Consider the following 12,660-nt stretch of genomic DNA (forward strand, 5'->3'; position numbering starts at 1 on the left):
CAAAGCGCCCGACCTCTCATCACCGATCATTATATTTAACCGACTACCGTTCAGAGCGTTATGCGGTAGAGCGCGAAACCTTCCTTGCCCTCGCCCGCCGGCTCGATGGAAACGCCCTCGACGCTCGAAGCGAACACCGCGCCCTTCGGCCCGGTCTCGAACAGCACCGAGGTGTTTTCCAGCGGCTTGAAGTTCCAGTTGGCGTCGGCGGACGGGTTGATCGTGCCCTGTTCCACGATATAGCGCACAATCACGTCGCGGTTCGTGTCGGGCGCTTCGAAGATCACCTTGTCCGGGCCGATGCCGGGGAAATTGCCCCCGCCCCCGCCACGGTAATTGTTGGTCGCGACGACGAACTTCTGCGCCGGATCGATGGCCGCGCCCTTGAACTGCAGATCGACGATGCGGTTCGAATCCGCGTTCAGAAGCTCGCCCTTGGGCGAATATTTTGCAGGCTGCGAAAGATCGATCCGGTAGGTCACCCCGTCGATCACATCGAAATTGTAGGACGGGAAGGTCGGATCGAGCAGTGGCTGGTCGGCCTTGCCCGGCTCCACCTGATTGAAGATGCCGGCCGACATTTCCAGCCATTCCTTCACATCCGCCCCGGTCACCAGAACCGCCTGCACCGTGTTGGGGTAGAGATAGAGGTCGGCGACATTCTTGATCGCCACATCGCCTGCCGGCACGTCCGTATAATAGTCGGGTCCGCCGCGTCCGCCGGCCTTGAAGGGGGCTGCCGCCGAAAGCACCGGCACATCCCTGTGCGCGCCATCCTTCAGCATGTCGGTGATGTACCAGGTTTGCGCCTGGCTCACGACCTGTACGGACGGATCGTCCGCCACCAGCGCGAAATAGGAGTGCAGCGGCGCGGAGGTCTTGCCCACGGCGGTGCGCACATATTTCAGCGTCGCCTCGTGGTCCTCGCGCACCGCGTCTTCCACCTTGGCCACGCTTTCCACCAGCGGTTCGGCCTTGCGCTCCACGCGCTTGAAGATCGGCCGTGCCTCCGAGGTGGAGTTCACCACCATCCAGCGATTGCCGTCGCGTTCAAGCATCAGGTCGATCAGCCCCAGATGCGAGCCCCAGAAGCCGCCCATCACCGCCGGCTTTCCGGCAATCGTGCCCTTCGCATTGTCGACGCCTTCCAGCCCCTCGAATTTCGGGCCGGGGAAATCCAGATGGCTGTGCCCCGTCACGATGGCGTCAACGCCGTCAACACCGGCCAGAAGCAGCGAGGCGTTTTCGAGGTTCTCCTCATACTTCGCCGGGCCGATGCCGGAATGCGACAGCGCCACCACGATGTCGGCGCCCTCTTCGCGCATCTGCGGCACCCAGGCCTCTGCGGCCTTCACGATGTCGCGCGTCATGGCCTTGCCGGCCAGATGCTTCGAATCCCAGTTCATGATCTGCGGCGGCACGAACCCGATCAGGCCCACCCGGATCGGATGCTCTTCGCCATTGCCGTCCTTCACCTTGCGATCAAGGATCACATAAGGTTTCAGGAAAAGCGCGTCATCGCGCGCGTTGGCAGCGAGCTCGCCCTTGGTCACATTGGCGCAGACGAAGGGGAAGTTCGCGCCATCGAGCACCTTGAACATGAAGTCGAGCCCGTAATTGAACTCGTGATTGCCGAGCGTCGAGCAATCATAGCCCAGCGTGTTCATGCCCTTGATCACCGGATGAACATCACCCTCGCGCATGCCGCGCTCATAGGCGATGTAGTCGCCCATCGGGTTGCCCTGCAGGAAGTCGCCATTGTCCACCAGGATCGAATTCGTCGCCTCCGCGCGAATGCCATCGATAATCGCGGCCGTGCGCGCCAGACCCATCGTGTCGTTGGGCTTGTCGGCATAATAGTCATAGGGAAAGACATGCACATGGAGATCGGTCGTTTCCATGATGCGCAGATGCGCCTGATTGCCGGAAGCGCGTGCGGAAAACGGATGCATGAGAACCAGCGAACCGGCAGCAGCCGATCCGGCGAGGAAGGAGCGACGGGAAAGCAGGGCGTGCGGTCGGGTCATGGTCATCTCTCTTTCAATCTTTGAAACGGAAACAGCGATCAGTCATGATTGCGCTCTCGTGGCGAGACTTCCAGCAAAAACTCGTGACGCCCGGATGACAGGGCCATGGCACAAACGGCGCTTCACATGTCGCAGCGAGAAAAGCGCCTCAGCCGCCCGCCCCGCAGTCTTGATAAGCGCTGCACGAACAAAGCAGAGGGAGAGAAAAGAGATGAACACTTCTTCCGGCGACCGGGATTACGCGTCACCGCCCTGCTTCATGCATGAGCTGGCAAGCGGCGCACAGGCGGCCGATGCAGACCACTGGCCGGATGTCCGGCGCTGGCGCAAGGCGGCCCGCGAGCGCCTCATCGCCGAGCGGCTTGCCGTGCCGGCGAAAACCCGAAGCGAACTTGCAGAAGACATTGCCAATCAGCTCGACCGTCTCATCGGCGATCCCACCGGCCGAGTGATCGGCCTCTACTGGCCGTTCCGGGGGGAGCCGGATCTACGCCCGTGGCTTGCCCGATGCGCAGCGCGGGGAGCAGAGACCGCGCTCCCCGTCGTCATCGAAAAGGGCGCACCGCTCGTCTTCCGGCCCTACCGGCCCGGCGACACACTTGAACGCGGCGTGTGGAACATTCCCGTTCCCGCAACGCAGGCGGAAATCGCGCCTAATATCGTGGTTTCACCGCTGGTCGGCTTCGACGCCGCGCGCTACCGACTGGGCTATGGCGGCGGTTTCTACGACCGCACCCTCGCCGCACTGGCGAAGAAACCGCTGGTCGTGGGCATCGGCTATGCCTTCTCGCAATTGCCGACCATCTACCCGCAGCCCCATGACATTGCGATGGATCACATAGTGACTGCCGGCTGACTGCGGGCGAGAAGATTTTGCCGTCAGGCGTCCCCGCCTGCCCCCGGATCAGGACATTTCAGGCTTCAGCCCCAGCGCGGTGCGGTCCACCACTTCGCGAAGCGCAAAGGCCGAGTTGATCTTGATGACATGCGGCATGCCCGTCAGCCATTCCTTGTGAACGCGCTCATAATCCTGCAGATCCCGCGCAGCGACCCGCAGAATGTAGTCATATTCGCCCGCCATCAGATGGCATGAAACCACATTCGGGCAGCGCTGCACCGCCGCCTCAAACTCGCTCAACGTGCGTTCGAACTGGCCCGACAAGGAGATATGGACTATCACCGTTACACCATGTCCAAGGGCTGCATTCGAAAGCCGGGCATGGTATCCCTTGACCACGCCGCTCTTCTCCAGATTGTCGAGACGGCGCGAGCAGGCCGATTGCGACAGTCCGACCTTCTCGGCAAGCGCGGAATTGGAGATCCGCCCGTCCTGCTGCAACGCATCCAGAATGGCGATATCAATCCTATCCAGGGCCATTTTTCGAATTTCCTTCTGCGAACGCGATATTTCGCGCAAGGAATAGCGAAAATCGCCAGATACTGCAAACGAGTTCGCAAAGACGTTCGGTCTTTTTTGTGGTCTCATCGATTGAGCCAGAAGATTCGCACACATGTTGGAGGAGACAAGGATGCGTGTCGGCTGTCCGAAAGAAATAAAGAATCACGAATATCGCGTCGGCCTTACGCCGGGGTCCGTACGCGAATATGTGGCGCATGGGCACGATGTGCTCGTGGAAACCGGCGCAGGCGCAGGCATCGGCGCCGATGACAACGCCTACCGCGCCGCTGGCGCAACCATCGCCAAAACCGCTGAAGACGTCTTCGCCAAATCCGACATGATCGTGAAGGTCAAGGAACCGCAGCCCTCGGAATGGGTCCAGCTGCGCGAAGACCAGATCCTCTACACCTATCTCCACCTTGCGCCCGATCCGGAGCAGACACGCGGCCTGATCGCATCCGGCGTCACCGCCATCGCCTATGAAACCGTGACCGACGCGCGCGGCGGCCTGCCCCTGCTCGCCCCCATGTCCGAGGTTGCCGGGCGTCTCGCCATTCAGGCCGGCGCAACCGCGCTTCAGAAGGCCAATGGCGGCTGCGGCGTGCTGCTTGGCGGCGTGCCCGGCGTGCTGCCCGGAAAGGTCGCCATCATCGGCGGCGGCGTGGTCGGCCTCAACGCCGCCAAGATGGCCGTCGGCCTCGGCGCGGATGTCACCATCATCGACCGCTCGCTCCCGCGTCTGCGCGAGCTGGACGACATCTTCAATGGCCGCGTCCATACGCGCTACTCCACCGTCGAGGCGCTCGAGGAAGAATGCTTCTCATCCGACGTTGTGGTCGGCGCAGTGCTCATCCCCGGCGCAGCCGCGCCCAAGCTCGTCAGCCGTGAAATGTTGTCGGGCATGAAACAGGGCGCCGTGCTTGTCGATGTTGCCATCGATCAGGGCGGCTGTTTCGAGACCTCGCACGCCACCACCCATTCCGACCCCACCTATGAGGTGGACGGCATCATTCATTACTGCGTTGCGAACATGCCGGGCGCGGTTCCCGTCACCTCCGCCCATGCACTGAACAATGCCACGCTGCATTACGGGCTCCAGCTCGCCGACAAGGGCCTCAAGGCGCTCGTCGACGATCAGAACCTGCGCAACGGTCTCAACGTCCACAAGGGGCGGATCACCAATCAGGCTGTCGCCGACGCACTGGGCTACGAGATGGCCGAAGCCCGCTCCGTGCTCGCGGCCTGAGCCCGGCAAGACTTTCCTCCTAAACTTGCCCGCCGGAAACGGCGGGCTTTTTTTCGTCTGATCCCCAGAACCACACTTCAGGCGCGTTCAATGCGCGCCTGATAACAATTGTACTTTGCCGAGCGCACATGCAGATAAGCGATGTCATCGCGCTGCAAAAGTTCATGCGCCCGGGTGCAGATATGCTGCTGCGGAACAACGTCACCCGTCCCGTAGACGATGCGGTCATCATCTCCGTAGCCGCGCAGAAGCCATTGCGTTCCAGCCCGCAGAAGGTCGGGCATCACATCGCTCTCCTGCGCCCGCTCACAGTCCTCCGCACACAGAAAGACCGGCCCCGTTTCAGCGTAAGGCTGCAGATCGGGAAACGGCCTGTAGGCCAGAATGAGATAGGGTTTTCCTTCGGGAACGGTGCGCAGGCAATGGCGGCAGGGAACCCCGCTGCCCGTGGAAATCCGCCGTTCCGGCCTCCGCCCATAGGCATCGGGCACACCATTGCGATACGCCCGCGCAACATCGCTGTCCATGGCGACAAATCTGATCAAGCCCATCATTGCTCTCCTTCAAAGGTGTTGGAGAGCAATGTGCCGGGCGAGACCGGGGCTTCCCACCCGATTCCCGCCCAATGCGCCTGTCAGCGCAGGAAATCGTCGATGCGCCGCAGGGTCACACGCCGGTTGCGCCAGTTCTCCTGGCGTGTCGGCACCAGCAGGAACTCCTCGCCATAGCCCACCGTTTCCAGCATGCGCGAGGGCACGCGGAACTCACGCACCAGAACCCGCCTCAGCGAATTGGCCCGGCGCTCCGAAAGCTGCTGATTGTAGGCGAACGACCCGACCGCATCCGTGTGGCCTTCAAGCAGCACAACCGTTCCCGGCCTGCGACGACGCAGGCGATGCAGGGCGTCTGCAATCTCTTCCACCTTGCGGAACTGCGAATAGGGTATCTCGGCTGAATCGAAGCCGAAATTGATGGCCTGAATGTCGATGGATGGCGCGCGCCGGCGCAGCTCCGGTCGCCGCTTCAGCTCCCGCACCGTCACACGGTCCTGCGGGCGCACGCGCTGCGCGGGCGCGGCTTCGAGACTGCGCTGGATGCGAGAGGCCGAAGGCATCTGGGATTGCGCCATGGCAGCGCCCGGCATCAATGCGGCGGCAATGGCCGCTCCCAGCATCTGGCGACGGTTCAGCATGGAAAATTCCTTTCAAAGACATGCGTCATCATTGCGCACATCTTCATCGAACCCCGCTGAATTTGCGATGAACGCCCCGTTGCGAAACGTTCAGCCGCTTCACATCCCGGATCGTCAGGCCTCTCCGGTCTCCACCGGCGTGTCTGCGCGTCCGCCCCACTCGCTCCACGAACCATCATAGAGCCGGTGGTCGGAATGGCCGACCGTTTCGAGCGCCAGCGAGATAACAGCCGCCGTCACACCCGATCCGCAGGAAGTCACCACGGGCCGCGAAAGATCGACGCCCGCCCCTTCGAAAAGTGCGCGCAGCTCGTCCGGCGGCAACAGGCGTCCATCCCGCGAAAGTGCGGAGGCGGGCACATTGCGCGCGCCGGGCATGTGGCCCGAACGCATGCCTGCACGCGGTTCCGGCTCTGCACCGGTAAAGCGGCCTGCCGGACGCGCATCGGCGATCTGCGCCGTCGCATCCTCCACCAGTTGAAGCATCGCCTCAAGGCTCGCCACCCGCTCTTCGTCCAGCTTGGCGTTGAACACCGCCGGAGCCGTCTGGACCGGCTTGTCCGTCAGGGGCCGTCCCTCGGCGCGCCAGCCATCGAGCCCGCCATCCAGCAAAAGCACATTCTTTGCGCCCATCACGCGGAACATCCACCAGACGCGCGGCGCGGAGAAAAGACCCGGCCCGTCATACACGACGATGGTGTCGTCTTCGGAAATCCCCATGGCGCTCACATGGCGCTGGAAGGTCGCGGCATCCGGCAGCGCATGCGGCAGGTCCGTTTCGGGATGCACCACAGCGTCCTGATCGAAGAACACAGCGCCGGGAATGCGCCCCGCCTCATGCTCGGCGCGCCCATCCCTGCCATGCGCCGGCAAATACCAGGACGCATCGACGATGGAGAGGCCCGGCGTCTCCAGTCGTTCTTCCAGCCATGACGGCGATACCGTGAAGCGGCTTTTCTCGCTCATTTTCTTCTCTCAGTCTCAGTTTGCTGGAATTGGTCCGAAGCGCAGGCGGAAACGACGGTTTTCGCGCCCTTTCTTCTCGATCTTGCCGATATGGATTTCGCCCACTTCCGACGTGCGGGCCACATGCGTGCCGCCACAGGGCTGGCTGTCGACCGACGCCTCGTCGCCAATGCACACGAGCCGGATGCGCCCTGCCCCCTGCGGCGGACGCACATTCTTCGACTTCACCAGATCCGGATTGGCTGCAAGCTCCTCCTCGCTGATCCAGCGGGTGAAAACCGGATGATCTCCGTTCACCAGCTCCATCAGGCGGGCGGTCACGTCTTCCTTGGTGACGCTCGCATCGGGTAAATCGAAATCGACGCGCGAATCCGTTTCGCTCACCGATGCTCCGGTGATCGGGAAAGGGCAGACCACGCTCAGAAGATGACAGGCCGTGTGCATGCGCATCAGCCGGAACCGCCGGTCCCAGTCAATGGCCAGCTGCAGCGTCTCGCCTACTTCCGGCAGGGCCTGTTCGGCGGCCGGCACGTGAATGATCTCGTCCTTGGTCTCGCCCGTCACCGTCGCCGCCACATGAATCAGCGATCCATCCTCGCGCGTGAACCTGCCGGTGTCGCCCGGCTGCCCGCCGGACGTGGCGTAAAACATCGTCCGGTCGAGCAGAATGCCCCCACGGTCATTGATGCCCACCACCCGCGCTGCGCCATCGCGCAGATAGGCGTCTTCGCGGAAAAGCGTCTCGGTCGGCGCCATCACGCGACCTCCTCGAAAGGAATGTCGATTTCCGGCGCTCCTTCCATCCAGCCCGGCGCCGGCAGTCCCTTTTCACGCAGGAACGCGGGATTAAAGAGCTTCGACTGGTAGCGCGTGCCATGGTCGCAGAGCACCGTCACGATGCGGTGTCCCGGCCCCAGTTCGCGCGCCAGACGCATTGCGCCCGCAATGTTGATGCCGGTCGAGCCGCCAAGGCAAAGCCCCTCCTCCTGCACCAGATCGAAGACGATGGGCAGCGCCTCTTCATCGGGAACCTGGAACGAGAAATCGGGCGTGAACCCTTCAAGATTGGCGGTGATGCGTCCCTGCCCGATGCCCTCCGTGATGGAGGTGCCTTCGGACTTCAGCTCGCCCTGCGTGTAATAGCTGTAGAGCGCGGCCCCCATCGGGTCGGCAAGCGCCACTTTCACGTCCCGGTTCCGGCCGCGCAGGCCATCGGCCACGCCGGCCAGCGTCCCACCGGTTCCAACGGCAGAGACAAAGCCATCCACCTTGCCGCCGGTCTGCTCCCAGATCTCGGCAGCCGTCGTGTGAATATGGCCATCGCGGTTCGCCACATTGTCGAACTGGTTCGCCCAGATCGCGCCGTTCGGCTCGGTCCTGGCAAGCTGCGCTGCAAGCCGGCCCGAAACCTTCACATAGTTGTTCGGGTTCTTATAGGGCACCGCCGGAACCTCGATCAGTTCCGCGCCAAGCACCCGCAGCGCATCCTTCTTTTCCTGGCTCTGCGTGTCGGGGATAACGATCACGGTGCGATAGCCAAGCGCCTTGGCAACCAGCGTCAGCCCGATGCCGGTGTTGCCGGCCGTACCCTCCACGATCACGCCGCCCGGCTTCAGAAGCCCGCGCTTTTCCGCGTCGCGAATGATGAACAGTCCGGCCCGGTCCTTCACCGACTGGCCCGGGTTCATGAACTCGGCCTTGCCGTAAATCTCGCAGCCCGTCTCCTCCGAGGCCCGCTTAAGGCGGATCAGCGGCGTGTTTCCGATGGCGTCCACAACCGAGTGCTTCATGTCGTCCTCTTTGAATTTTTGCGGAGGTTAAGAAGCCCGTTCCTGCCTTGCAAGGAGGGATTTTTTACAAGACGCCGAAAGCACGCAAAGCTATCGCGTTTGGTAATTGCTTCACGAACGAACAAATTCCGACAATAAGTTGAGGTTTTTCAGCGATTTCTAGCCCTGATACGCTTTTCAATCCATCACCCGCCCGTTAAGTCTTGCCTGCGAGAAAGAGGGGATGGGATGGCGCTTTATCGGGCCAGTCCAAATGATGGCATTGCGTGGGTCACCGGTGCGAGCACCGGGATCGGCCGTGCGCTTGCGATTCATCTTGCCCGCAATGGCTACACGGTCGCCGCCACGGCGCGCGCCGAAGACGGCCTCGCTTCCATCACCGACGAGGTGGAAAACCTGAAAGGCCGCATCTTCGTCTTTCCGTGCGATGTGATGGACGAAGCCGGCATGGAGCGGACCGTCGCCAATATCGAGAAGTCTCTCGGCCCCATCGTGCTCGCCGTCTTCAACGCCGGCACCTATCTGCCGGTTCGCGGCGACCGGCTGGAGACGACCAATTTCGTCCGCAGCTACCAGATCAATGTTTTTGGCACGCTGAACGGGCTCGTTCCCCTGTCGGACCGCATGCGCGACCGTGGTTTCGGGCAGATCGTGGTGATGGGATCGGTCACCTCCTTCTTCGGCATGCCCTCTGCCTCGGCCTATGGCTCCACCAAGGCCGCCCTTAACAATCTCATTGAGGGGCTGCGCTTCGATTTCGAGAAGCTGAACATCCGCACGCAGATCATCAATCCGGGCTTTGTCGCCACGCCGCTGACAGACAAGACCAGCTTTTCGATGCCCGCGCTTCTCACCGCGCCGGATGCCGCGCGCCGCATCGCCAATGGCATCAGCCGGGGCGGCTACGAGATCACCTTCCCCAAGCGCCTTGTCTGGCCGCTGAAATTTCTGCGCATGTTCCCCAAGCCCGTGGTCTTCTTCGTCATGTACCGCCTGACAGGCTGGAACAAGCGCCCGCTCGGCCCCCGCAAAAAGCGCAGCAGGGCCGCCGGCTGATCCGGGTCAGGCCCGCACCCGCTCCACTTCCGGCGGCGCATCCCTGCATGCCAGATAGATCGCCAGAGAAAGCGCAATCAGCACCGCATAGAAGATGAACAGCGTCTGGTAGGCCGCCACCGGGTCACCCGGCACGACCGATGCCGCCACAACGCCACCGGTCAAAAACTGCATTACGCCCGCGCCGCCGACGGAGAAGAAGTTGAGCAGCGTCACGCCGCGCCCCGTCAGATGGGCCGGCACAAAGGCCCGCCCATGCGCCATCAAGAGGCCATAGCTCGCACCACACACGCCGATCACCACGAACACGACCGTCGTGATGAAGATCGTCGAGACCGGCATGAAGGCAAGCAGCACGATTGCCATGAGCCCGATCAGATTGCCCCCGACCGCAACCCATTTCCGGGTTTTGAAGAACACATCCAGCGGCCCGTAGACGAAACTGCCCGCCGACATGGCAAGCGCCATGAACAGCGTCACCTGACCGATCAAGAGCGCATCGGCGTTGTAGACATCGGCCAGATACGGCCCGGCCCAGAGCCCGCGTATGCCGGCCGCCGGCGCATAATTGAGCGCGGTCAGCGGCAGGATCGGCCACAGGACGCGCAGCTTCAAGAGTTCCGCATAACCACGAAAGCCAAAGCCCGCTTCTCGCGCAGCCTGTGTGTCGGTCTCCGGATCGCGCACCAGAAACTGAATGGCGATGCCGGTCAGAATGGTGAAGCCCCCCAGCCCCGCCATCACACCGCGCCAACCAAAGGCTTCAGCGGCAGCGGCCATCGGCGCAGACCCCACCACATTGCCCATCGTGCCGAAAGCGATCAGCCAGGAGATCAGAATGGTCAGGCGCGCCGGCGAGAAGGTTTTTGCGAAAATGAAAACGGAGGCCATCAGCACGGCGGAGCAGCCAGCGCCGTTGAGCACCATGGCGAAAATGATTGCCCACGGCCCCGGCGCCATTGCGAACAGCAGCGCGCCACCGCCGCCGCAAACCGCCAGCAAAAACGCCGCCGTGCGGCGCGGGCCGTAACGGTCGAGCGAAACGCCGACCACGAACTGCATGAGCGCGAAAGACACAAACCATGCGCCCGACGCCATGGAAAGCTGGGCTTTGGTGGCGCCCAGCTCGCTGGTCAGTGCAGGTGTGAGAACGGCCAGAAACGACCGGTAGAATTGCGACAGGACGTATCCTATCGCCAATGCCGCAAGACCGGCCATGCTTTCGCTGCTCCCTCCTCCGTCTGGCTAAACCGCCAGATGTTTCTGGCCTAGCCGAACGATGCCGGAGGGACAATTGGGCCAGACCGGCCTATCGGCCGATCAGCCCTTTTGAAGAAGCCCGAATGCCGGGCTTATGCCGCGTGCGCGCCGGGGCGTTTGCCGCGGGTGCGGCGACGGCGACGGACCGGCTTGTCGCCTTCGGACTGACGCTGCTCGCCCTGCTGCGCCTGCGGCTTCGCACCGTGACGCGGCTTTGGCTTACGGTTGTCGCCGGCCTTGGCAGGCTTCTGCGCATTGCGGCGCTCACCGCCATTGTTGGCAGGCGCGGGGCGCGGTGCCGGGTCAGGCTCCGACGTGTGGTCCGCCACCAGCGGAAGGCGCATGCGGATGATCTTCTCCACGGCCTTCAGCTTGTCAGCCTCGGCCGGATCACACAGCGTAACCGCCTCGCCGGACGCGCCGTTGCGGCCGGTGCGGCCAATGCGGTGCACATAGCTTTCCGGCTGGTCGGGAAGGTCGAAATTCACCACATGGCTGATGCCCGGAACGTCGATGCCGCGCGCGGCAATGTCGGTCGCCACGAGAATGCGCACCGATCCGTCACGGAAACCGTTCAGCGCACGCTGGCGCGCATTCTGCGACTTGTTGCCGTGGATCACCGCCGCCTCGAAGCCGTCACGGCCGAGATCGCGGGTCACGCGGTCCGCGCCATGCTTGGTACGGGCGAAGATGATAACCGAGCGCATGGCTTCGTCGGCCAGCATGTCGGAGAGGATTTTGCGCTTCTGCTTGGTGCGCGCCATCACCAGCCGCTGGGTGATCTCGCCTGCCGTGGTGGATTCCTTGGCAATCTCCACCCGCAGCGGATTGTTGAGCAGGCTTTCGGAGAGCTTTTCCACTTCCTTGGGCATGGTGGCGGAGAAAAGCGCCGTCTGCCGTTCGGAATGCGTGGCGCGCGCAATGCGGCGCACATCGTTGATGAAGCCCATATCCAGCATGCGGTCGGCTTCGTCCAGAACCAGCCAGCGCGTTTCCGACAGCGAAAGCTCGCCCGAACGCACGATGTCGGTCAGACGGCCCGGCGTCGCCACCAGAACGTCGACACCCTGTGCGAGACGACGAACCTGGCTGTTGCGCGAAACACCGCCCAGCACCAGCGCCGTGGAGAGATGGGCGTGGCGGGAGAGTTCACGCACCACATCATCGATCTGAACGGCCAGTTCGCGCGTCGGGCACAGGATCAGCGCCCGCGCCGTCTTCGGCTTGCGCTTGGTGCCAAGCGCGATGATCTGCGAGAGGATCGGCAGCGAAAAGGCTGCCGTCTTGCCCGAGCCCGTCTGGGCAATGCCCAGAACGTCGCGTTTCTCGAGCATGGCCGGAATGGCCTTTTCCTGAATTGGCTTGGGCGTTACGAACCCCACCCCTTCGGCCGCCTTCAACAGGTTGCCGGAAATTCCAAGATCAGCGAAACCGATCTGTTTCGCATTGTTGTCATTGGTCACTATGCAATCTTTCCTATGCCGGCGTCCGATGACGCCGCAATGATACGTGGCAGGGCGCAACCTGCCGAATAAATGTTTGAATGAACGACGTGACGAGGGGTGTCTCACCCACACGGCTGCGCTGTCGCGCCGGCTTTGCCGGCTTGAGCCTCACCCTTGGGTAAAGGCTTCAGACGCAACCAGTCTTTGAAGAAAGCCGGCATAACCAGCCCATGCGTCTGCGCGTCATATGGGGCATTGGCGGCAAAAGTGCAAACGCTA

The 12,660-nt window shown here is 62.7% G+C and carries 12 protein-coding genes; 3 read left to right on the forward strand and 9 right to left on the reverse strand.

The annotated features are described in order from the left end of the window. Window positions 1-50 precede the first annotated feature (50 nt). Window positions 51-2,027: a bifunctional 2',3'-cyclic-nucleotide 2'-phosphodiesterase/3'-nucleotidase gene (locus ACRTG1_RS10540; protein WP_432516243.1), complete on the reverse strand. Its 1,977-nt coding sequence runs from the start codon at window positions 2,025-2,027 to the stop codon at window positions 51-53. A gap of 211 nt (window positions 2,028-2,238) precedes the next feature. Between ACRTG1_RS10540 and ACRTG1_RS10545 the strand changes: the two genes are divergently transcribed. Continuing rightward, window positions 2,239-2,883: a 5-formyltetrahydrofolate cyclo-ligase gene (locus ACRTG1_RS10545; protein ID WP_432516244.1), complete on the forward strand. Its 645-nt coding sequence runs from the start codon at window positions 2,239-2,241 to the stop codon at window positions 2,881-2,883. Between the two features lie 48 nt (window positions 2,884-2,931). On the opposite strand, the gene ACRTG1_RS10550 is transcribed toward ACRTG1_RS10545, so the two are convergent. Next, entirely contained in the window at window positions 2,932-3,405 is a 474-nt protein-coding gene (locus ACRTG1_RS10550; RefSeq protein ID WP_113155499.1) for an Lrp/AsnC family transcriptional regulator, read from the reverse strand. 151 nt (window positions 3,406-3,556) lie between these two features. Between ACRTG1_RS10550 and ald the strand changes: the two genes are divergently transcribed. Then, a complete protein-coding gene (gene ald, locus ACRTG1_RS10555; RefSeq protein ID WP_432516245.1) occupies window positions 3,557-4,672 on the forward strand; it encodes an alanine dehydrogenase in 1,116 nt (371 codons plus the stop codon). 77 nt (window positions 4,673-4,749) lie between these two features. On the opposite strand, the gene ACRTG1_RS10560 is transcribed toward ald, so the two are convergent. The 5 genes from ACRTG1_RS10560 to ACRTG1_RS10580 form a co-directional block, all read right to left on the reverse strand. After that, window positions 4,750-5,223, reverse strand: a complete 474-nt coding sequence (locus ACRTG1_RS10560; protein ID WP_206543787.1) for a DUF1203 domain-containing protein — start codon at window positions 5,221-5,223, stop codon at window positions 4,750-4,752. 83 nt (window positions 5,224-5,306) lie between these two features. Further along, window positions 5,307-5,864, reverse strand: coding sequence for an OmpA family protein (locus ACRTG1_RS10565; protein WP_206543788.1), 558 nt, complete (start codon window positions 5,862-5,864; stop codon window positions 5,307-5,309). A gap of 114 nt (window positions 5,865-5,978) precedes the next feature. After that, a complete protein-coding gene (sseA, locus tag ACRTG1_RS10570; RefSeq protein ID WP_113155502.1) occupies window positions 5,979-6,830 on the reverse strand; it encodes a 3-mercaptopyruvate sulfurtransferase in 852 nt (283 codons plus the stop codon). A 15-nt stretch (window positions 6,831-6,845) separates the two neighbouring features. After that, a complete protein-coding gene (locus tag ACRTG1_RS10575) occupies window positions 6,846-7,586 on the reverse strand; it encodes an alanyl-tRNA editing protein (RefSeq protein ID WP_210347693.1) in 741 nt (246 codons plus the stop codon). Beyond that, window positions 7,586-8,620: a cysteine synthase A gene (locus ACRTG1_RS10580; protein WP_206543790.1), complete on the reverse strand. Its 1,035-nt coding sequence runs from the start codon at window positions 8,618-8,620 to the stop codon at window positions 7,586-7,588. Before ACRTG1_RS10580 ends, ACRTG1_RS10575 begins: the two co-directional genes overlap by 1 nt. Window positions 8,621-8,848: 228 nt before the next feature. On the opposite strand from ACRTG1_RS10580, the gene ACRTG1_RS10585 reads away from it, so the two are divergent. Beyond that, complete coding sequence (locus tag ACRTG1_RS10585) at window positions 8,849-9,676, forward strand: SDR family NAD(P)-dependent oxidoreductase (RefSeq protein ID WP_206548857.1); 828 nt, start codon at window positions 8,849-8,851, stop codon at window positions 9,674-9,676. Between the two features lie 6 nt (window positions 9,677-9,682). Here the strand turns inward: ACRTG1_RS10585 and ACRTG1_RS10590 are convergent, their stop codons facing one another. Then, window positions 9,683-10,894, reverse strand: a complete 1,212-nt coding sequence (locus ACRTG1_RS10590) for an MFS transporter (RefSeq protein WP_432516246.1) — start codon at window positions 10,892-10,894, stop codon at window positions 9,683-9,685. Between the two features lie 134 nt (window positions 10,895-11,028). Continuing rightward, window positions 11,029-12,399 carry a DEAD/DEAH box helicase gene (locus ACRTG1_RS10595; RefSeq protein ID WP_206543793.1) on the reverse strand — a complete coding sequence of 457 codons (1,371 nt, stop codon included), beginning with the start codon at window positions 12,397-12,399 and terminating at the stop codon, window positions 11,029-11,031. Window positions 12,400-12,660: the final 261 nt, after the last annotated feature.

This window comes from Nitratireductor sp. PBL-C9, from assembly GCF_050877045.1.
Classification (GTDB): domain Bacteria; phylum Pseudomonadota; class Alphaproteobacteria; order Rhizobiales; family Rhizobiaceae; genus Nitratireductor; species Nitratireductor aquimarinus.